Source organism: Haemophilus sp. HN_Hi08, from assembly GCF_049824455.1.
Classification (GTDB): Bacteria; Pseudomonadota; Gammaproteobacteria; order Enterobacterales; family Pasteurellaceae; genus Haemophilus; species Haemophilus influenzae_D.
In genome coordinates this window covers 318,026-338,033 of the sequence record NZ_CP187493.1, presented here as the reverse complement: position 1 = coordinate 338,033, position 20,008 = coordinate 318,026, and the positions used below count along the sequence as shown (strand labels likewise).

The following is a 20,008-nucleotide window of genomic DNA, read 5'->3' as shown; positions in this document are numbered from 1 at the left end:
AAGAATTATTGAGCCCACGCATAGGGCAGTAATACGGTGTCTAATAAAAATGAGAGGGGCAAATCTAAGATTGGCAATCCCCATTGTTGAGCCATTTCAAGATCATAAGCCGCCCCTGCATAGGCGGTATATTTTTCTGTTGGATCGATAAGTTTGACCACGGAACCACAACCAGATAAAGCGATAAGTGCGGTTAAAAAAATAAAAGTTTTTATCATCGTGCTTTTAACGCATTGAACACAGACACAGGCACTAGCTCAGCCACATCTCCGCCATGTAAATAAATTTCACGTACAATGGTGGAAGAAACAAACGCCCATTTTTCTGCTGGTGGGAAAAACAGACTATCTACGCCTTTTGTGAGTAAACGATTAAGGGCAGCCAATTGCAGTTCATATTCAAAATCTGTTGTTGTGCGTACGCCGCGAATAATGGCAGAAATATTGTGCTGTTTAATCACATTGGCCAACAAATCAGAAAAGCCAAACACCGCCACATTGGATAAATGCGCAACAGATTGACGCACAAGTTCCACGCGTTCCTCCAAAGAAAAGAGTGGCTTTTTGCTTGGACTATTTGCCACCGCCACTAAAACACGAGGAAAAATTACCGCACTTCTTTCAATTATATCCAAATGACCGTTCGTAATCGGATCAAAAGTACCAGGATAAATCACGCTCGTCATACATTGCGCTCCAAATAAGGTTTTAATAAATCTAACAAACGCTGTAATGCACCACGGTTTTCCATCAGCACTTCATAGCCAGCATTGCCTAAATGTTCGCGGGCTTCTTTTGAGTTTAATAAGGCTTCTACTGCACGTTCTAAGGCATCTGCGGTTGAATTAACTTCCAACACACCTTGCACTTCCACCAACATTCGAAATATCTCAGGGAAATTAAAAGTATGCTTGCCAGTAATCACTGGCATTTTAAACGCAAGAGGTTCCAGTGGATTATGCCCCCCGTGTTTCACAAGGCTTCCACCCACAAAAGCAATATCGGAAATGCCATACATCAACATCAGTTCGCCCATACTATCGCCTAAAATCACTTGGGTATTTTCATTTGGTAATTCATTTTTGGAGCGACGAATAAATTGAAATTTTTCCTTTTTAAGTAAATCAGCCACCATATTAAAACGCTCTGGATGGCGTGGAACGAGCAATAACAATAAATTTGGGTATTTTGCTAACAAAGCGCGGTGAGATTTTAAAATGATTTCATCTTCTCCATTATGCGTGCTGGCAGCAATCCATATTGGGCGATCTTGCTTCCAAAGGGTACGCAATGAATCAATTTTACGTAATAGTTCATCATTCGTATTGAGATCATATTTAATATTGCCCGTGATATTCAATTTTTCCTTTGGATAGCCCAAAGTGGCATAGCGTTTTCCACTAATGTTATCCTGTGCTGCAATCAAGCTAATTTGTGACCACATTGTTTGTAAGTGTGCTTTTATTTTTCCGTAACGATGCGCAGAACGCGCAGATAAACGTGCATTAGCGATAACAAATGGAATATTGCGTAAAAATAATTGATGAATAAGATTAGGCCAAAGTTCTGTTTCCATCACGATACATAATTTAGGTTGTACAAAATTAATAAAACGATGGATCGAAAAAGGTAAATCAAGGGGTAAATAATAATGAAAAACGCTGTCTCCAAAAGTGGCTTTGACGCGCTCTGAACCTGTGGGCGTAAAAGTCGTAAAAGTAATGGATAAATGTGGATAATCTTGTTGCAATTGACGAACCAGCGGTGTCGCAGCAATCACTTCCCCTACGGAGGCTGCGTGGATAAAGATTCCTTGTGGTGGAGGGCAAGACGCATTGCCATAAAAACCATAACGTTCAGCCAAACGCTGACGATAACGTGGAGATTTAACACTGAGCAAGCCAATAAAACACAATATCAACGGCTGGCAAATTAAAAGCAAGCTGGTATAAAAAAAACGCCACATAAATGAAATTCGGTTATACTTGAAAAAATTTCGGCTAGTATAGCAAAAAAAGGATTGAAAATATGCCTACAATTAGCGTTGCAATGATTATAAAGAATGAAGCACAAGACCTCGCCAATTGCTTAGACACCGTAAAAGATTGGGTGGATGAGATTATCATTCTAGATTCTGGTAGCACAGATAACACTAAAGAAATTGCGCTCAGTTATGGGGCGAAATTCTATGAAAATAGCAACTGGCAAGGATTTGGTAAACAACGCCAATTAGCCCAACAATATGTAACCAGTGATTATGTACTCTGGTTAGATGCTGACGAACGCGTTACACTCAAGCTACAACAGGCTATCTTAAGTGCGGTTAAAAATGATCGAGAAAATACCGTTTATGAAATTCCACGAGTGAGTGAAGTATTTGGGCGTGAAATTCGCCATTCAGGCTGGTATCCCGATTATGTAGTTCGCCTCTATCGCACAAACTATGCGCAATATAATGATTCACTTGTACATGAAAAAGTGGAATTTCCAGCTGGCACAAAAGTAGAAAAATTAACAGGGGATTTAGAGCATTTCACTTATAAAAGCATCCATCATTATCTAGTGAAATCCGCAGGTTATGCCAAAGCATGGGCAGACCAACGCCAAGCTAAAGGAAAAAAAGCCACACTTTGGCAAGGAATTTCGCACGCGCTTGGTTGTTTTGTGAAGATGTATTTGTTAAAAGCAGGTTTTTTAGATGGCAAACAAGGATTTTTATTAGCGGTGTTATCGGCGCATTCAACCTTTGTAAAATACGCCGATTTATGGGAGCGCGATCAGCATAAACACTAGCGAGTTTTGCAAGGACAATTATTTAAATGATCGTCCACCAGCCCCATAGATTGCATAAACGCATAGCACGTGGTTTCGCCAACAAAGACGAAACCACGTTTTTTTAAGGCTTTAGAAAGTGCTTTAGATGCTTCTGTTTTAGCTGGTACAGTTCGCAAATCAGGCACATCATTGACAATCGGTTTATGATTTACAAATGACCAAACAAAATCACTGAAATTTTCACCGCACTTTTCCATCGCCAAATAAGCTTTCGCATTTTTAACAATGGCTTCTAACTTGGCTCGATGGCGAATTAATCCTGCATTTTTCATACAATCATCAATATCAAGTGCGGTCATTTTTGCAATTTTTTTCGGATCAAATTGATGAAAAGCCTCACGGTAAGATTCACGTTTTTTCAAAACCGTAATCCACGAAAGTCCCGCTTGCTGCCCTTCCAAACAAATTTTTTCAAATAGCTTTTGGCTGTCGAATTCAGGTTTTCCCCATTCTTTGTCATGATAATCAATATAAATAGGTTGTTCGCCAACCCAAGGGCATCTGGTTATTTGTTGCATATTAAAACTTGACAAAATAAAACATTTTGATATATTCCGAGCCAAGTGGATCGAGGGTGCTTGGTCGGCGTCATAGCTTCAGTGAGTTTCATTGAGGCTTTTCGCTTTTTAGGGCTAAGGAAATAGATGAAATACGTTCCATAAAACCTTCACGCTGTTCACGAGAAGTGAAAATATTAAAATCGCTGTATTTATTTTCCATTGCCAATTACCTTATTTTAATTGCTCATAAACCGCGACAAAATCTGGCATTATGCCTCGCCACAAATGGAAAGAATGTGCTGCTTGCGCGACTAACATTCCAAAGCCATCGCTAACATTGGTTAAACCTAAACTTTTGCATAATGCAATAAATGGCGTGTCTGTGCCTTTCGCATATTGCATATCGTAAAAAGCTGAACCTAATCTTAAAATTTCAGCATCAACTGAAGCCGTTCCACCACTTAATCCAGCGGAAGTTGCATTAATCACTACATCATAAGTTTGTAGTGGAATCGAATCCATAGAGACAGCTTGAATATTGCCGTAAGGCTGAAATCTTTCAGCTAATTCTTTGGCTTTCGAAAAAGTGCGGTTGGCAAGCATAATATTTTGTTGAGCTTGTAAAAGTGGCAATAATACGCCTTTTGTTGCTCCGCCTGCTCCTAGAATTAATATGCGTTGATTTGGATGAAGCCAATTCAAACGTTGTAAATCCGTCACTAAGCCAATCCCATCAGTGTTATCCGCATAAAGTTTTCCATCATCGAGTTTTTTTAGCGTATTGCAGGCTTCCGCCAGTTTTGCTCGTTGGCTATATTCGTCTGCCAGCTGATAAGCTCGTTCTTTAAAAGGCGAAGTAATATTGCAACCTTTCGCCCCCTCATCGAAAAATGCCAAAAGCTGGTGTTCAAAAGTATCAAGATCGCCTAATTTTGCAATGTATTCTATGGCTTGATGGGTTTGGGCGGCTAACTTATTTTGAATTAATGGCGATTTACTTTGCACAATCGGATTGCCCCATACAGCATAAAGATCCATAAATTATCCCTGTCTAAAAAGTTGATTTGTACGCAAGTCTCGAATTTCTGATGGATTGAGTGCACCGCCCACAATTTCATCTAATACTGGAAAATCTGAACCGAATTGTGACCGCACTTCATCGGCGATGCGGCAAGGTGGCTCTCCTGTCAGATTTGCGCTAGTCGAAGTTAATGCAAAACCCGTGATTTCACATAAGGCTTTCACAGATGGGTGATCGCACAAACGTACTGCAATGCTATCAAATTTTCCTGTGAGAAAATGCGGGGTGGTGGATTTAGCTGGCACAATCCAAGTAGTTGGGCGTTCATATTTGCCTTGCAGGCGAGAAAGCTGTTCATCGTTAATCTGCTCAAAATCGACAAAAGGACGGAAAAAATCCAAGCTAGGCGCCACTAAAATCAGCCCTTTTTCCACTGGGCGTTGCTTTAAATCAAGTAATTTTTTTACCGCACTTTCACTTTGCGGATTACAGCCTAAACCAAATACAGCTTCAGTGGGATAAGCAACCACTTGATTTTGTCGAAGGGTCTCGGCGATTTGTTCTCTATTCATTTCATTCTTTTACTTTTATTGCTCAAAAATATGACGGCAAGTTTTATTTGCACACTGGAAAATTTGTTTTTCCCCATTTTCGCTTTTTAACAAAGAAAGAGGAAAATGGCACGTTGGGCAAGGCACGGCATAAGGCTTGGCAGGCAAAGAAAATTTACATTTAGGGAAATTATCACAGCCGTAAAAAATCTTTCCTTGGCGACCTCGACGAGAAATCAAATGCCCCGTTTTACATTCAGGACAAGCAATTTTTTCCTCAGACTCAGATTCTTCCCGCACCACAAAATCGCATTCAGGATAATGGCTACAACCAATAAACATCCCAAAACTGCCTTGTTTCAACTGCAATAAATTACTGCACTTCGGGCAAATTTCATCAAGTGTTTTTAATACTTTATGCTCCGATCGTTGCAAAGGACGCAAATAATCACATTCAGGATAAGCAGAGCAACCTAAAAACAGCCCTTTTTTGCCTTGTTTAATTTGCAACGGCGCACCACATTGAGGGCAATATTCCTGTTGTTTGCTATGATGAAAAAGGCTTTGATTCATAATCTATCCTTACGCTTGAAGCATTTCTTCCAATTCTTCCTGTGCAGTCATCCATTCCGTTTCGACATCATCTAATGCTTTCTTCACGTCCACTTGCTGTGCCAAAAGTGCGGTCAATTTTTCTTTATTTTCCGCATTATATAATTCGGCATCTGCCAGTTGATTTTCTATGTTCGCAAGCTCAGAAGAAAATTTATTCATTTTTTCTTCTAATTGCGTGATTTTTTTACGTAATGGTGCAGTTTGTTGGCGTAACTCTGCTTCACGGCGTTTTTGTTCCTTACGATTTTGAACCGAATTTTCATTATCGCCCACTTTTTCTGAAACTTTATTTTCAGACGTACTGTTTTGTTCACTCAGCCATTTTTGATAGTCTTCTAAATCGCCTTTAAATTCTTCCACTTTTTTATCGTGAACTAAATAAAATTCTTCCACGGTATTGCGTAATAGATGACGATCGTGAGACACCACCACCAAAGAACCTTCGTAATCCACCAATGCTTCCGTTAATGCTTGACGCATATCCAAATCCAAATGGTTAGTTGGTTCATCAAGTAGTAACAAATTCGGGCGTTGCCAAACAATCAAAGCCAACACCAAACGAGCTTTTTCTCCTCCAGAAAAAGATTTCACTGCTTGATTTACTTTATCGCCGTGAAACGCAAAACTGCCTAAATAATCCCGAACTTGTTGCTCCGTTTGCTCAGGCGCGAGTTTTTGCATATGCCACAGAGCAGATTCATCTGCGCGTAAAGTATCTAATTGATGCTGGGCAAAATAACCAAGTTGAACACCTTTTGCCAACTGAACTGTGCCTGAAAGTGCGGTCAGTTCTCCAGCTAAAAGTTTAATCAAGGTTGATTTACCTGCACCATTTTTCCCGAGTAAACCAATGCGCGAACCAGGCACTAAATTCAGCTTAATTTTACTTAAAATTTCTACCGCACTTTCGCCACTACCATAACCTGCGCTTGCCTGTTCAATCATCACCAACGGATTCGGCAAGGATTGCGGTGGACGAAATTCAAAAGTAAAAGGATTATCCACATAAGCAGGCGCAATCAGCTCCATTCTTTCTAGTGCTTTCATACGGCTTTGCGCTTGTTTGGCTTTGGTCGCTTTGGCTTTAAAGCGATCAATATATTTTTGTAAATGGGAAATCTTTTGTTGTTGCTGACGATACATCGCCGTTTGTTGTGCCAGTTTAGTGGCTCGTTGCACTTCAAAGGAAGAATAATCGCCCGTGTATTCGTTGAGCTTCTGATTTTCGATATGAAGGATTTTTGTCACAATTGGATCAAGAAAATCACGGTCGTGAGAAATTAATACCAAGGTGCCTTGATATTGCACTAACCAACGTTCTAACCAAATAACCGCATCCAAATCCAAATGGTTGGTCGGTTCATCCAGTAACAATAAATCCGATGGACAAAGCAATGCCTGTGCCAAATTCAAACGCATCCGCCAACCGCCCGAAAAGGCTTTCACTGGCTGTATTGTTTCTTCTTGACTAAATCCTAAACCATGCAATAAAGAAGCGGCACGAGATTGAATTGTCCACGCATCCAAGGTTTCTAATTGCCCGTGAATACGCGCAATAGCGTTACCGTCATTGCGTTCATTTGCACGTTCAAGCTCTTGTTGCAAACGGCAATATTCACGATCCCCTTGAATCACATAATCAATCGCAGAAATATCCAATGCAGGCGTTTCTTGATTTACCCAAGAGACTCGCCAATTTGCTGGATAATTCACCTCTCCGCCCTCTGGCATTAATTCTTTTTTTAATAAGGCAAAAAGCGAAGATTTTCCACAACCATTTTTCCCCACCAAACCGACTTTTTGCTTGGGATTAATCATAGCAGAAGCATTTTCGAGAAGTTCCGTTTGCCCTCGTTTTAAAGATAAGTTACTAAATATAATCATTTTTCTACATAGGTCTTAATTTGAGGCTATTTTGCAATATTTTTTCTTTTCTCGGAACAGTCTATTCCGATTTTATCGATTTTCTAGTCAAAAAAGCCACGTATAATAAGACGCAATAAAAACTATTTATAATATAACAAGTCAAACGGGTATATCTTAGGCATTTTTTACCCTTAGAGGCACAATCGACAGGGTTTTCCCTAAAGGAGCGAGCAATTTTAACAACGTTTCAAGCTGAGGATTCGTTTGTCCTTTTTCAATGCGTGCAATCATAGGTTGCTTCACACCGCTTAAGGTTTCAAGTTGTTTTTGGGAAATCCCAAGTTGCTGGCGAGAAGTAATCAATTCTTTAATTAAGGCTACACGCAAATTACTTTCTCGGATTTCTTCTTCATTGAAAATTTGCTGTTCAAACTCATTCCAATTTGAACCTAATGGGCTAATTTTATTCATTTTTCAATCTCTCTTTTAATTCACTTAAGCGTTGTTGGGCTGTTTGGATTTCTCGTTTTGGCGTTTTTTGTGTTTTCTTCATAAATTGATGTAGTAAGACAAAGCGACCATCCATTAATCTTGCAAACAAGATGCGATCCCTAATTGGACGAAGTTCCCAAATTTCACCGTCTAAATGTTTCACATAGGGTTTGCCAACAGACGTCCCGAGTTCGCTTAATAACTTTACATAATCTCGAATTTTATTCAGTTTAATTCGACTATCTTTGCTTTCATTTTGAGCCAGAGATAGCAGATACTCTTTCACTGGCTCAATGTCATTTTGGTCTCTGTAAAAGAGAATCTCGTACATAATTTATCCTATTTATCTACTTATTTCAATAACTAATAAGTTATTAATTTTTGATGTGTAATCATAAATAGAAACTAAAAATTTGGCGAGATAGTCATTTCAATCTTTCGATCTAGATCGCAAAAATAGCTTGATTTTCAAGGAGATTTTGCACAAATGCCGATGTTTGAACATTGGCTTTGAAAGAGAGAGTAAAAGATAGATCCTTTCTTAAGAAAAAGTGCGGTAAAAATTTACCGCACTTTTGATTTTAGACAGGTTTAAAATTCAAACTGAACTGACATTTTATAATTTCTACCTGGGGCGTAGAAACGGTTAATGCCTAATCCTGTTGATTGATCTATAACATTACTTGTACCAAATGAACGAATTGAACGCGCAGAATCCCAAGTAATGTATTTACGGTTTGTAAGATTATATACACCAGCTCTTATGGTTAAGTTTTTAATTGGTTGCACATATCCAATTAAATCTAGAATAGTATAAGATTTACTGCGCCATTTTATGCTAGTGTTGGTTTGGTTTTTATCTTTCGCATAAATATCATAAGTATCTTCTGGATTTTTACTTGCTACGTGGGTAGTGTAGAAATTAAATCCAAATTTTTGGCTTGGGTGATCATAGCCTAAGCCATACACCATCGTTTTAGGCTGAATTGCATTCATAGGAATATTGCCATTCATTCTGCCTTTTTGATAGGTATATTTATAGCTCAGGTTAAACCCATCCATAAATTTTGCCATTTTACCAAGGAATACTTTTGAATTAATTTCAATACCTTTTAAAGACGCATTATCTCTATTTATATTTTGATAAAGAGAAAATGGTAATGAGCTACCTCCGCTAACTAAAGGGAAATCTTGTTCCCCTTTAAATATTAGGTCAATAAAGTTTTTATAGTTAGTCTTAAACAGACTTGTCGAGATAAATCCCCAATCATCATTATGTAATGTGAAAGCAATTTCTCTGGTTTTTGCTATTTCTGGTTTTAGATCAGTATTTGGCAAAATAGTGAAATCAGGGTGTTTAAAGGTGAAATACATTTCATCTGAAGTTGGTGTTCTAAAACCTTTAGAATATTTTAGTTGTAAACGAAGAAAACTCGTTGGATCAATCGTTGAAACAAAACTATAAGAATGTGCTTTATATTTTTTGTTCTGCTTAGCGATATAGTCAATATTTTGTTGTACATTTTTCTTAATATCTTCATCAGTCTTTGCATTTTGTTTTAATGGAATAAATAATCCTTTCACAATATCATCGGGTAATTTGGGTGTGATACCGTGTTTATATTTTGGTTGATAATGGATATTGTCATAACGATAACCCAAATCAAAAGATAAATAATCAGTTATAACAAAATTATCAAAGAGATAGACTGATTTTCCTGTTGTTTTAATGGGTAATAAGTAAGAAAATTCAGGATCAACTCGAGGACAAAGGTTAGCATTCCAGGTAGATGATCCTTCACAGGTTTCTGGAGTTTCTAGTGGTGCGTACCAACTTGTTTTAAAGCCTAAAGTACGTTCAGCCCACCATTGCACATCATAAGCATCATTGCCAGCACGATTAACCATGCGCTTCATCGCGGTATTATATGATCCACCATATTGTAGATTATGTTCAATATGCCAAGTTTTGAAGTCTTTGGTTAAATCTAAATTTAATTGTTGAGTGTTGGTGTCTAAATCTCTCTCTTGCCAGAGACGTTCTAAATAACCAGGTGAAGAGGGAAGAATAGATCTTATTTTATAACCCGTATCCTTTATTTTAGCGAATTTTTTGCCATTTAATGTTTTTGTTTCAAGTTCAACTTCTTTCCATTTTCCATCATGGCCATAAGAATTGTTACCCTCAAAAACTTTTATTTTTTTATCATCACAATTAAATATTGAACAATCATACCAAGTTTCAGAGGTGCGCCCTAGCTTAATTCCTTTGTCAATTACTTGACCATCAGTATCAATAAATCTATTGAAGTTATATTCATCATTATTGTTTTTGTTTTTTTTCTCAAATTGAAGTTCTGATCCATCTCGACGTGTTATTTTGCCATCTGTTAATTTTAGTCCCGTAGGATTGTCTGTGCCTTCACAATGTCTTACACCTGCATCACAATACTCATCTGTGCGTGCACGAGTTTTAATACGTTGATCAGAATAAGTGAGTTTTAGCGTATCCCAAAATGGAGTTTGGGAGAAATTTTCATAACTAAATGAAATATTACGTCTCTTTGTTTTATCATTGGTGTGTCTAGATTCAACCTCAGGGGTTTCATAACCACTACGTTGATATTTTAGTGTATAGGATAAATCTTGCCCACGAGAACGATGTTCATATAAATCAGCGGCAAAGGTAAAACGATGATTTTCTGTAGGATTGAAAGATAATTTTAATAATGTACTATCTTGTTCAATTTTATATGGATCTGCTTTTTCTCTTTTTTTACCTTGAATTTTATCGTTATAATTTTTATAACCATAGTTCTCAAGTTCATGTCCATTTCTGCTTGTTGTAACCACTAGCACATCGAACTTTTTATAACGTCCAGCAAGAGTAAGGGTATTGAATGATTGATTATTTTCCGTAGCGTATCCCTTTTTGTAACTTACATAGTAATCCTTGTTAAGGAGATAATCTCTCGCATCTTTTGTTTTATAAATTACAGAACCACCTAAGGAACCACTACCATTCTTAATAGAATCAGCACCTTTTGTGATATTTACTTCTTTTAAGGTTTCAATTTCTGCACCATTACGCGTGTTATTGAAGTTACCATAACCTTCAAAAAGTTCTTTAAAGCCTTGAGAAGATAAGGTTTCAGCTTGACGTAATCCATCAATATTAATCGCTACTCGATTTTCATCTACCCCACGAATCGCAAAACCGCTTTGTCCAAATCTTCCTGCTTCAACAACAGTAACGCCCGTCTCGTATTTAACGATGTCTTTAATGTTGTTTGCTTGTTCTCTTTCTAGCGTTTTAGCCGTTTTTACAGTTTCGGCAATTTTTGGCGGAGCTTTCGTATCAGTATTTTCGGTAGAGCCAGAAACATTTATTTGTTCTAGTTGTTCAGAAGCATTACTATTTTGGTTGGTTGGTTGGTTGGTTGGTTGGTTGGTTGGTTGGTTGGTTGGTTGGTTGGTTGGTTCAGCATAAGCAACACTTGCCGTTAGCCCAAGCATAACGGAATAGGCAAGCACGTTTAATCTAAAATTGGTCATATTTAATCCTATAAAAAAATAATAATAATTCTCAAATATATTATACGAGGAAGCATTTTCTCACAACAATAAAGATTGATTTTTGATAAAAATCAAGAAATAAAAACTATTCTTATTATTTTCTGTATTTAAACCTGCTTGTTTCCTATAATGCGAGCCATTGATTGTTGATTAGTAGTTGTAGGGTGGGCTTTAGCCCACCAATAAACAATTGTGAGATATTTTGGTGGGCTTCAGTAGTTGTAGGGTGGGCTTTAGCCCACCAACAAACAATCGTGAGATATTTTGGTGGGCTGAAGCCCACCCTACATTAAGTACGCATCATTCTATGCGTGCTTCTTTTTATTTTAGGAGCAATCATTATGATGATAGATAAACGCCTAATTAACACGGTGTCTGACAGCAAAAAATGGATTGGTGTCACAGTGTTATGGAATTGGGTGGCGTTAGTAGTTGTAGGGTGGGCTTTAGCCCACCAACAAACAATCGTAAGATATTTTGGTGGGCTGAAGCCCACCCTACGTTAAGTACGCATAATTCTTTCTATGCGTACTTCTTTTTATTTTAGGAGTAATCATTATGATGATAGATAAACGCCTAATTAACACGGTGGCTGACAGTAAAAAATGGATTGGTATCACGGTGTTGTGGAATTGGGTGGCGTTAGTAGTTGTAGGATGGGCTTCAGCCCACCATCAAACAGTCGTGAGATATTTTGGTGGGCTGAAGCCCACCCTACATTAAGTACGTATAATTCTTTCTATGCGTACTTCTTTTTATTTTAGGAGTAATCATTATGATGATAGATAAACGCCTAATTAACACGGTGGCTGACAGCAAAAAATGGATTGGCGTCACGGTGTTGTGGAATTGGGTGGCGTTAGTTGGCGGGATTATTAGTGCCGTCGTGTTTTCTTATATTTTACAGGCGGCTTATTTTCACGAATTGAGCCCGTTAAGTGCGGTCATTTTTGGCATCCTTTTGATTGCAGCATTGGCATTACGTGCTTTTGCGGGTAAAAAATCGGTGCAGGCGTCTTATTTTGCCAGCACAAAAGTGAAGCATGAATTGCGTAGCCTTATTTATCGTAAATTGGCTTCTATGCCGCTTAACCAAGTGAACCAGCAATCCACTTCAAGCATTATCCAAGTGGCATCAGAAGGTGTAGAACAGCTTGAAATCTACTTTGGGCGTTATTTGCCGCAGCTTTTTTATAGCTTGCTTGCACCGCTTACCCTCTTTGCTTTCCTGATATTTTTCAGCTTTAAAACAGCCATTATTTTATTAATTTGCGTGCCGCTTATCCCTATGTCGATCATTGCAGTAAATAAAATTGCGAAAAAACTCTTGGCAAAATATTGGTCGATTTATGTGGGATTAGGCAGTAGCTTTTTAGATAACTTACAGGGTTTAATTACGCTAAAAATCTATCAAGACGACGCTTATAAAGCGAAAGCGATGGATAAAGAGGCTGAGCATTTCCGCAAAATCACCATGAAAGTGCTTACTATGCAGCTTAACTCGGTATCACTGATGGATTTACTTGCTTACGGTGGTGCTGCAATTGGGATTTTAACTGCATTATTGCAATTCCAAGATGCACAACTCAGCGTGTTAGGCGTGATTTTATTTATTCTCCTTTCTTCTGAGTTCTTTATTCCGCTTCGTTTGCTTGGTTCATTCTTCCATGTGGCGATGAATGGCAAAGCGGCTTCAGATAAGATCTTCACATTGCTTGATACACCAGTGGAAATCCAACAAAGTGCGGTGGATTTTGAAGCCAAAAATAACCTTCAAGTGGAAATTAAAGATCTGCATTTTTCTTATAGTGAAGAAAAACCAGCAATTACAGGTTTAGATTTGAGTATCTTGCCAAACCAACTTTCTGTATTTGTGGGTAAAAGTGGTTGCGGTAAATCAACCTTGGTTTCGTTATTGATGGGCTTTAATAAAGCGCAACAAGGTGAGATTTTATTTAATGGACAAAACGCCCTCAATATTGACCGCACTTCTTTCTATCAAAAAGTATCGTTAGTAAGCCATAGCAGTTATGTGTTTAAAGGCTCGCTGCGTGAAAATATGACGATGGCGAAAATTGATGCCACAGATGAACAAATTTATGCTTGTTTAGAACAAGTGAATCTCGCCCAATTTGTACGCGAAAATGGCGGCTTAGATATGCAGCTATTAAGCCGAGGTGCGAATTTATCGGGCGGTCAAATTCAACGTTTAGCTTTAGCGCGTGCTTTGTTACACAATGCCGAGCTTTATATTTTTGATGAAGCGACCAGTAATATTGATGTGGAAAGCGAAGAAATTATTTTGCAGTTTATTCAACAATTTAAACAACAAAAAACCATTGTGATGATTTCTCACCGTTTGGCAAATGCTGTGAATGCGGACTGTATTAATGTGCTTGACCAAGGCAAATTGATTGAGCAAGGCACACACGAAAGCTTAATGGCAAAACAAGGTGCGTATGCTGAAATGTTCCAACAACAAAAAGATTTAGAACAAATTAGAGAGGTGGCAAATGCGTAAAAATGGTTTTGTTGTAATGGGGCATTTGTTGAAATTAGTGACTCCACTTGCACACATTATGGCGTTTACCATTACTATGGGGACGCTCGGTTTCCTTGCTGCCATCTTTATTATGGTGTTTGGTGCAATGGGGTTAGTAAATCTCTTAAACTTTGACACCCATTTAAGTTTTTCTGGCATTTTGACCGCACTTATCGTATTAGCGGTGGCTCGTGGTGTATTGCGTTATTTAGAGCAAATGTCTGGGCATTATATTGCTTTTAAATTACTCGCATTATTGCGTGACAAAGTGTTTTCTTCTTTGCGTCGTTTGGCTTTTGTGAAGTTGCAAGATAAACAAGCAGGGCAATTAGTGTCATTAGTAACCAATGATATTGAATTGCTCGAAGTATTTTATGCACACACCATTGCACCAATTATGATTGCGTTCTTTACCTCTGCGATTCTATTGTTGGTCTTTGCCCATCTTTCAGGTTGGTTTGTAGTTGTCGCATTAGCCGCTTATTTAACGGTAGGTGTGATTTTACCGATTATCACCACCAAATTGGCTCGTGAAGATGGCAGACGCTATCGTGAATTAGTCGGCGAAATGAATGATTTCTTCCTTGACAGCGTGCGTGGTATGAAAGAAATTCAGCTTTTTGGCTATGCACAACAACGTTTAGCAGAAATCCAACAACGTAGCCAAAAAATTGATACCGCCTTTGAACGCATTAAAGACCAAGAAGCGAAAGTTCGTGTTTATACTGAAGTGGCAGTATCTGTTTTCAACATCATTATGCTGTTTACTGGCTTAATTTTGTTTAGCTTAGATAAAATTGATTTCGCTGCCTTTTTAATCGGCGTTATTTTATTAATGTCGAGCTATGGGCCAGTTATCGCCTTAAGTAACCTTTCAAGCAACTTATTACAAACTTTGGCTTCTGGCGAACGAGTATTAAGTTTGTTAGCAGAAGAACCAGAGTTAAAAGACGTAGAAAGTGCGGTAGATTTAAAAGATGTTTCTCGCATTGATGTAGAGAACCTAAACTTCGCTTACGGCGAAGAACAAATTTTATCGGATGTCAGCTTATCTGTGAAAAAAGGCGAAATTTTAGGTATTCACGGCAGAAGCGGCAGCGGTAAAAGTACTTTGTTAAAACTGCTTATGCGTTTTTACGATCCTAAATCAGGTAGCATTAAAATTAACGGCGAAACTTTACCGAATATTAACACTCGTAGCTTGCGTGACAATATGGCATACATTACTCAGCAAACCTATATTTTCAACGAAACTATTGAGGAAAATATTCGCCTTGCTCGCCGTGATGCAACCTTAGAAGAAATTATGGAAGCAGCGAAGAAAGCCTCAATTCATGATTTTATTTTGAGTTTGCCACAAGGCTATCAAACAAAAATGACGGAATTGGGTGGCAATCTCTCTGACGGAGAAAAACAACGTATCGGTATTGCACGAGCATTCTTGCATAATGCGCCGATTATTTTACTTGATGAACCAACTAGCAATTTGGATAGCTTAAACGAAGCAATGATTTTGAAATCATTACTCAATGTTAAAGCTGAAAAATTGATTATTCTCGTCAGCCACCGCCAATCCACTATGGCAATTTGTGATCAGGTAATTGGTATAGAAAACGGTAGAATGTCCTAAATTAATATAAGAAAAAATCGCACTGTTAAAGGTGCGATTTTTTTGTTTCTAATACTAAATATTCAAAATTTTATAAAGGTCATCCAAATAATGAATGGATTGAATTTTACGAATTGTACGAGATTTTCCTTGAATTAAAATGGTTTCAGTATTGGCTAAATTACCTTTGCGGGAGATACCTTTAAGCAAATCGCCATTGGTAATGCCCGTTGCAGTAAATACAAGATTGTCATCACGCACGAGATCTCCCAGTTTTAACACTTCATTCACTTTTACGCCCAGTGCTGCACAACGCTGAATTTCATTAGCTGCAATTTTTTTATTTTCTTCGGTGTCGCCTTTTACTTCATTGCGTGGGATTAACCGCGCTTGCATATCGCCACCTAATGCTCGAATGGCTGCAGCAGCTGCCACACCTTCTGGCGCACCACCAATTCCATAAAGAAGATCGACTTCAGCATCAGGTAAGCAGCAAAGTACAGAACCTGCTACATCGCCATCAGGAATTGCCAATACTTTCGCGCCCAAATTATGTATTTGTTTAATTATGGCCTCGTGACGTGGTTTTGCTAATACCATTACGGTAAGGTCAGAAAGGGATTTTCCTAGTTTAGATGCGATGCGGCGAAGATTTTGTTCCAGTGGTAAATTTAAATCAATTATGCCTTTTACATTTGAACCCACCACTAATTTTTCCATATACATATCAGGTGCTTTTAAAAAGGTATTTTTGCCACCTGCAGCCAAGACAGAAATAGCATTAGATTGCCCCATTGCGGTCATACGTGTACCATCAATAGGATCTACTGCGATAGAAACTAATTCCCCTAAGCCAGAGCCGACTTTTTCGCCAATATAAAGCATTGGGGCTTCATCAATTTCGCCTTCACCTATAACGATTTCAGCGTCCATATGGATCAAATTCAGCATATAACGCATCGCTTTTACCGCTGCATCGTCTGCCGCATTTTTATCTCCTCGACCAAGCCACGTGTAAGCTGCTAGAGCGGCTGCTTCCGTCACTCGTGAAAATTCAATGGCTAATGCTCGATTCATTATTATTCTCCTTCTGCTTATTTTTCAAGATTATGGCAAAAATAGCATCATTCTATCACTGAGTAATCGTTTGCATAATAAATTTTTATTCAATGCTTTAAAAAGGTAAATTTACTGGGTAAAATACCCCTAAACTTACCCATATTTAAAAGGAAATCATTATGTCTTTAGAAATTTTAGACCAGCTTGAAGAAAAAATTAAACAAGCGGTAGAAACTATCCAATTACTTCAATTAGAAGTTGAAGAATTAAAAGAGAAAAACGCAGAATCTCAAAGAAATATTGAAAACTTACAAACTGAAAATGAACAGCTGAAAAACGAACATCGTAACTGGCAAGAGCATATTCGTTCATTACTTGGTAAGTTTGATAACGTTTAATCGTAATAAAAGGCTTAGATTTTCTAAGCCTTTTTATTATTAATCATTTCAATAATTTTCTTTTCTCTTTGAGAAGAAAATAAATATAGGATAATAAAATGCACATTTGTATTCTTTCAGGCAGCACTTTAGGTGGGGCGGAATATGTTGCCGAGCATTTAAACGATGTTTTAGAAACTCAAGGTTTTTCCACCGCACTTTTTCACGGACCAAATTTATCTGACATTGAAAACGAGAAAATTTGGCTGATTGTCACTTCAACGCACGGTGCAGGCGAATTACCAGACAATTTAAAACCTCTATTTGATGAATTAGCGAATAGCCAAAAGGATTTTTCAGATGTTCGCTTTGCGGTCGTTGGATTAGGTAATTCTGATTATGATACTTTCTGCTATGCTGCGGAACAAGTGGAGCAAACACTTCAAGCAAAAAGTGCGGTCAAAATTTGTGAGACTTTAAAAATTGACGTGTTAAACGTGGATGATCAAGAAAGTTATGCTGAAGAATGGTTACCGAGTTTTATTGAGGGATTGAAATGATTGCCCTAATTCAGCGTGTGTCTCAAGCAAAAGTGGATGTAAATGGCGAAACAATAGGGCAAATTGGAAAGGGGTTATTAGTTTTACTTGGTGTAGAAAAAGAAGATAACCAAGAAAAAGCGGATAAACTTGCTGAAAAAGTGCTTAATTATCGAATTTTCAGTGATGAAAATGACAAAATGAATTTAAATGTTCAACAAGTACAAGGGGAATTACTTATCGTTTCGCAATTTACATTAGCGGCGGATACACAAAAAGGTCTACGCCCGAGTTTTTCAAAAGGTGCGTCCCCAGCATTGGCTAATGAATTATATGAATATTTTATCCAAAAGTGCGGTGAGAAATTACCTGTTTCAACAGGGCAATTTGCAGCGGATATGCAAGTGAGCTTAACAAATGATGGGCCTGTGACGTTTTGGTTAAATGTATAACAAGAAAATCGAATTTGGTAATAAGCTCGCTGTTTTACATTTGTTTATTAAATGGTTTAGTGAATGGAATATTCTTGTTAAAACGTATAAATTCCATCAATTAATAATGAACCATATATTACCTAACAACAAGGTTGGTAAGCAAAAAGCGGACTGAAGCCCTCCATTGCTCCCTCACCTATAAATGGGCGTTTCCTTTCACCAATGACCACTTAATAATACCGAGCAATCGCTTATTATTTCACTGATTTGGGATAATCGGGAATGTCAGACAACAGCCCGCCAAACCCAATAGGTAAATTGCACAGTGCAATGCCAAACGGCGCAAACTTCCTTTCTTGCGCCGAAACCTTTTCATTTATTGTTTGTATTATCAACTACAAACTGACTGTACAAGAATATGGTATGCCTCTTCTTTGGTTAAAACTGTGATCCAGATCACAAAAATAAAAATGCGATGAAATTCTTTTAAAATTTCACCGCACTTTTAAGGATAGGCAATTATTGTCGGATTAAAAGGGCAACAGCTTCACAAGCAATTCCTTCTTGTCTTCCTGTAAAGCCTAATTTCTCGGTGGTCGTTGCTTTTACATTAACTTGCTCAATATCGCATTGGAGATCTTCAGCTATTTTGGCACGCATTGCATCAATATGTGGACGCATTTTAGGTGCTTGTGCGATGATGGTAACATCAACATTACCAATTTTATATCCCTTTTCTTGCACTTGACGAAACGCTTCACGCAGTAAGCCTCGACTATCCGCATTTTTATATTGCATATCGGTATCTGGGAAAAGTTTTCCAATATCGCCTAAAGCCGCTGCCCCCAAGATTGCATCAGTTAATGCGTGTAGTGCTACATCGCCATCAGAGTGCGCAATAAAGCCAGTGTGATAAGGCACTTCTACACCACCAATAATTAATGGACGATCTTCGCCAAAAGCGTGAACATCAAAGCCGTGTCCAATTCTGATCATAATTTATTCCTTGTTAAATAAAATTCTGCTAATGCTAAATCTTCTGGACGAGTCACTTTTAAATTATCGCCGCGTCCAGCCACCAAGTGCGGTCGAAATCCTGCCAGTTCCATTGCTGATGCTTCATCTGTTATATTCGCACCTCGTTGAATTCCTGTGGAAAGCGCATCTCTTAATATATCTACTGGGAAAAACTGCGGTGTCATTGCTTGCCAAAGCTGGCTACGATCTTCTGTTTTCACAATACATTGCTGATTATCCGCCCGTTTAATCGTATCTGTTGCTGGGATTGCCAAAATCGCACCCTGTTTATCTTCAATAGCTAACAATTTATCAATATCAGCATGTTGTAAACAAGGGCGAGCAGCATCGTGAACAAGCACCCACGCATTTTTTTCCGCAATTGCATTTAAACCATTTAAGACAGATTCAGCTCGCGTTGTGCCACCTTCCACTAGCTGAATTTTAGGATCGAGCGATAGTGTAGAAATATAAGGATCATCTTTGCTTACAGCCAAAATAATTTTAGATACGGCAGGATAAGAAAGCATCACATCGAGTGTATGTTCAAGCAGTGTTTTGCCAAGCAGCGTTAAATATTGTTTAGGTTTATCCGCTTGCATCCGTGAACCAACACCAGCCGCAGGCAAGACCACAATAATTGAACGAGCCATTATTTACTCTCTTTTACAATATGATAGAACACTTCATTTTCTTTCACTAAGCCATGTTGCATTCGTGCGCGTTCTTCGATCGCTTCAAAACCTTTTGTTAATCCTTGAATTTCTGCATTAATACGCTGATTACGTTGAGATAGCTTTTCATTTTCTGCTTGATTTTCCTTAATTTTCTCAGCATTTTGACGATAATCTAAAAAGCCGTTACTGCCAAACCAAAAATCATATTGAAACAATACTAATACTGAAAGAAGGATTAAAATAAGAAGTCGCATACGGATATTTGTTGTGAGTAAAATTTTAACCAGTTTACCGTGAAA

Annotated in this window: 22 protein-coding genes and 2 pseudogenes; 9 read left to right on the top strand and 15 right to left on the bottom strand. The window is 38.1% G+C overall.

Features of this window, described 5'->3' with window-relative positions; all coding sequences use genetic code 11:
• Window positions 1–5: 5 nt before the first annotated feature.
• From ACPT8O_RS01675 to waaA, 3 genes are read right to left on the bottom strand one after another with little or no spacing between them, the layout of a single operon-like run.
• A complete protein-coding gene (locus tag ACPT8O_RS01675) occupies window positions 6–218 on the bottom strand; it encodes a YceK/YidQ family lipoprotein (RefSeq protein WP_005644190.1) in 213 nt (70 codons plus the stop codon).
• On the bottom strand, window positions 215–685 hold the full coding sequence (coaD, locus tag ACPT8O_RS01670) for a pantetheine-phosphate adenylyltransferase (RefSeq protein WP_021034567.1): 471 nt from the start codon (window positions 683–685) through the stop codon (window positions 215–217). Before coaD ends, ACPT8O_RS01675 begins: the two co-directional genes overlap by 4 nt.
• The gene (gene waaA / locus ACPT8O_RS01665; RefSeq protein WP_021034568.1) at window positions 682–1,965 is read right to left on the bottom strand and encodes a lipid IV(A) 3-deoxy-D-manno-octulosonic acid transferase; all 1,284 of its coding nucleotides are present in this window, start codon (window positions 1,963–1,965) and stop codon (window positions 682–684) included. Before waaA ends, coaD begins: the two co-directional genes overlap by 4 nt.
• A gap of 62 nt (window positions 1,966–2,027) precedes the next feature.
• On the opposite strand from waaA, the gene ACPT8O_RS01660 reads away from it, so the two are divergent.
• Window positions 2,028–2,792: a glycosyltransferase family 2 protein gene (locus tag ACPT8O_RS01660; RefSeq protein ID WP_021034569.1), complete on the top strand. Its 765-nt coding sequence runs from the start codon at window positions 2,028–2,030 to the stop codon at window positions 2,790–2,792.
• Here ACPT8O_RS01660 and ACPT8O_RS01655 read toward each other — a convergent pair.
• The 8 genes from ACPT8O_RS01655 to ACPT8O_RS01620 form a co-directional block, all read right to left on the bottom strand.
• A complete protein-coding gene (locus ACPT8O_RS01655) occupies window positions 2,789–3,352 on the bottom strand; it encodes a DNA-3-methyladenine glycosylase I (RefSeq protein ID WP_021034570.1) in 564 nt (187 codons plus the stop codon). The genes ACPT8O_RS01660 and ACPT8O_RS01655 overlap by 4 nt on opposite strands.
• A gap of 213 nt (window positions 3,353–3,565) precedes the next feature.
• Window positions 3,566–4,372, bottom strand: a complete 807-nt coding sequence (gene aroE, locus ACPT8O_RS01650) for a shikimate dehydrogenase (protein ID WP_021034572.1) — start codon at window positions 4,370–4,372, stop codon at window positions 3,566–3,568.
• Window positions 4,373–4,375: 3 nt separating this feature from the next.
• Entirely contained in the window at window positions 4,376–4,927 is a 552-nt protein-coding gene (locus ACPT8O_RS01645; RefSeq protein ID WP_021034573.1) for a Sua5/YciO/YrdC/YwlC family protein, read from the bottom strand.
• 15 nt (window positions 4,928–4,942) lie between these two features.
• Entirely contained in the window at window positions 4,943–5,479 is a 537-nt protein-coding gene (locus tag ACPT8O_RS01640) for a DNA topoisomerase family protein (protein WP_021034574.1), read from the bottom strand.
• A gap of 9 nt (window positions 5,480–5,488) precedes the next feature.
• A complete protein-coding gene (locus tag ACPT8O_RS01635) occupies window positions 5,489–7,405 on the bottom strand; it encodes an ABC transporter ATP-binding protein (protein ID WP_021034575.1) in 1,917 nt (638 codons plus the stop codon).
• 156 nt (window positions 7,406–7,561) lie between these two features.
• Window positions 7,562–7,858 carry a helix-turn-helix domain-containing protein gene (locus ACPT8O_RS01630; RefSeq protein ID WP_005650837.1) on the bottom strand — a complete coding sequence of 99 codons (297 nt, stop codon included), beginning with the start codon at window positions 7,856–7,858 and terminating at the stop codon, window positions 7,562–7,564.
• Window positions 7,851–8,210, bottom strand: a complete 360-nt coding sequence (locus ACPT8O_RS01625) for a type II toxin-antitoxin system RelE/ParE family toxin (RefSeq protein ID WP_005694481.1) — start codon at window positions 8,208–8,210, stop codon at window positions 7,851–7,853. The genes ACPT8O_RS01630 and ACPT8O_RS01625 overlap by 8 nt, the downstream gene beginning before the upstream one ends.
• A gap of 260 nt (window positions 8,211–8,470) precedes the next feature.
• The gene (locus ACPT8O_RS01620; protein WP_425623330.1) at window positions 8,471–11,434 is read right to left on the bottom strand and encodes a TonB-dependent hemoglobin/transferrin/lactoferrin family receptor; all 2,964 of its coding nucleotides are present in this window, start codon (window positions 11,432–11,434) and stop codon (window positions 8,471–8,473) included.
• Window positions 11,435–11,796: 362 nt separating this feature from the next.
• On the opposite strand from ACPT8O_RS01620, the pseudogene ACPT8O_RS01615 reads away from it, so the two are divergent.
• From ACPT8O_RS01615 to cydC, 4 genes and pseudogenes are all read left to right on the top strand, one after another.
• Window positions 11,797–11,886 (top strand): annotated as a pseudogene (locus ACPT8O_RS01615) (ABC transporter); the annotation flags it as partial.
• Window positions 11,887–12,013: 127 nt separating this feature from the next.
• Window positions 12,014–12,103, top strand: a pseudogene (locus ACPT8O_RS01610) (ABC transporter); the annotation flags it as partial.
• A gap of 127 nt (window positions 12,104–12,230) precedes the next feature.
• The gene (locus ACPT8O_RS01605; RefSeq protein WP_021034579.1) at window positions 12,231–13,976 is read left to right on the top strand and encodes an ABC transporter ATP-binding protein/permease; all 1,746 of its coding nucleotides are present in this window, start codon (window positions 12,231–12,233) and stop codon (window positions 13,974–13,976) included.
• On the top strand, window positions 13,969–15,627 hold the full coding sequence (gene cydC / locus ACPT8O_RS01600) for a thiol reductant ABC exporter subunit CydC (RefSeq protein WP_021034580.1): 1,659 nt from the start codon (window positions 13,969–13,971) through the stop codon (window positions 15,625–15,627). The genes ACPT8O_RS01605 and cydC overlap by 8 nt, the downstream gene beginning before the upstream one ends.
• 54 nt (window positions 15,628–15,681) lie before the next feature.
• On the opposite strand, the gene glpX is transcribed toward cydC, so the two are convergent.
• The gene (gene glpX, locus ACPT8O_RS01595; RefSeq protein WP_021034581.1) at window positions 15,682–16,683 is read right to left on the bottom strand and encodes a class II fructose-bisphosphatase; all 1,002 of its coding nucleotides are present in this window, start codon (window positions 16,681–16,683) and stop codon (window positions 15,682–15,684) included.
• A gap of 161 nt (window positions 16,684–16,844) precedes the next feature.
• On the opposite strand from glpX, the gene ACPT8O_RS01590 reads away from it, so the two are divergent.
• The 4 genes from ACPT8O_RS01590 (at window position 16,845) to ACPT8O_RS01575 (ending at window position 18,465) form a co-directional block, all read left to right on the top strand.
• A complete protein-coding gene (locus ACPT8O_RS01590) occupies window positions 16,845–17,063 on the top strand; it encodes a cell division protein ZapB (RefSeq protein WP_005650820.1) in 219 nt (72 codons plus the stop codon).
• A gap of 98 nt (window positions 17,064–17,161) precedes the next feature.
• Complete coding sequence (mioC, locus tag ACPT8O_RS01585) at window positions 17,162–17,602, top strand: FMN-binding protein MioC (protein ID WP_021034582.1); 441 nt, start codon at window positions 17,162–17,164, stop codon at window positions 17,600–17,602.
• The gene (dtd, locus tag ACPT8O_RS01580; protein WP_021034583.1) at window positions 17,599–18,033 is read left to right on the top strand and encodes a D-aminoacyl-tRNA deacylase; all 435 of its coding nucleotides are present in this window, start codon (window positions 17,599–17,601) and stop codon (window positions 18,031–18,033) included. The genes mioC and dtd overlap by 4 nt, the downstream gene beginning before the upstream one ends.
• Before the next feature lie 264 nt (window positions 18,034–18,297).
• A complete protein-coding gene (locus ACPT8O_RS01575; RefSeq protein WP_021034584.1) occupies window positions 18,298–18,465 on the top strand; it encodes a hypothetical protein in 168 nt (55 codons plus the stop codon).
• A gap of 69 nt (window positions 18,466–18,534) precedes the next feature.
• On the opposite strand, the gene ispF is transcribed toward ACPT8O_RS01575, so the two are convergent.
• Genes ispF through ftsB form a run of 3 tightly spaced genes read right to left on the bottom strand, consistent with a single transcriptional unit; the run spans window position 18,535 to window position 19,963 of the window.
• Entirely contained in the window at window positions 18,535–19,011 is a 477-nt protein-coding gene (gene ispF, locus ACPT8O_RS01570; protein ID WP_021034585.1) for a 2-C-methyl-D-erythritol 2,4-cyclodiphosphate synthase, read from the bottom strand.
• Window positions 19,008–19,685 (bottom strand): 2-C-methyl-D-erythritol 4-phosphate cytidylyltransferase, encoded by a 678-nt coding sequence (ispD, locus tag ACPT8O_RS01565; protein WP_021034586.1) that lies wholly within the window; start codon window positions 19,683–19,685, stop codon window positions 19,008–19,010. Before ispD ends, ispF begins: the two co-directional genes overlap by 4 nt.
• Window positions 19,685–19,963 carry a cell division protein FtsB gene (gene ftsB / locus ACPT8O_RS01560; protein WP_005658968.1) on the bottom strand — a complete coding sequence of 93 codons (279 nt, stop codon included), beginning with the start codon at window positions 19,961–19,963 and terminating at the stop codon, window positions 19,685–19,687. Before ftsB ends, ispD begins: the two co-directional genes overlap by 1 nt.
• Window positions 19,964–20,008: the final 45 nt, after the last annotated feature.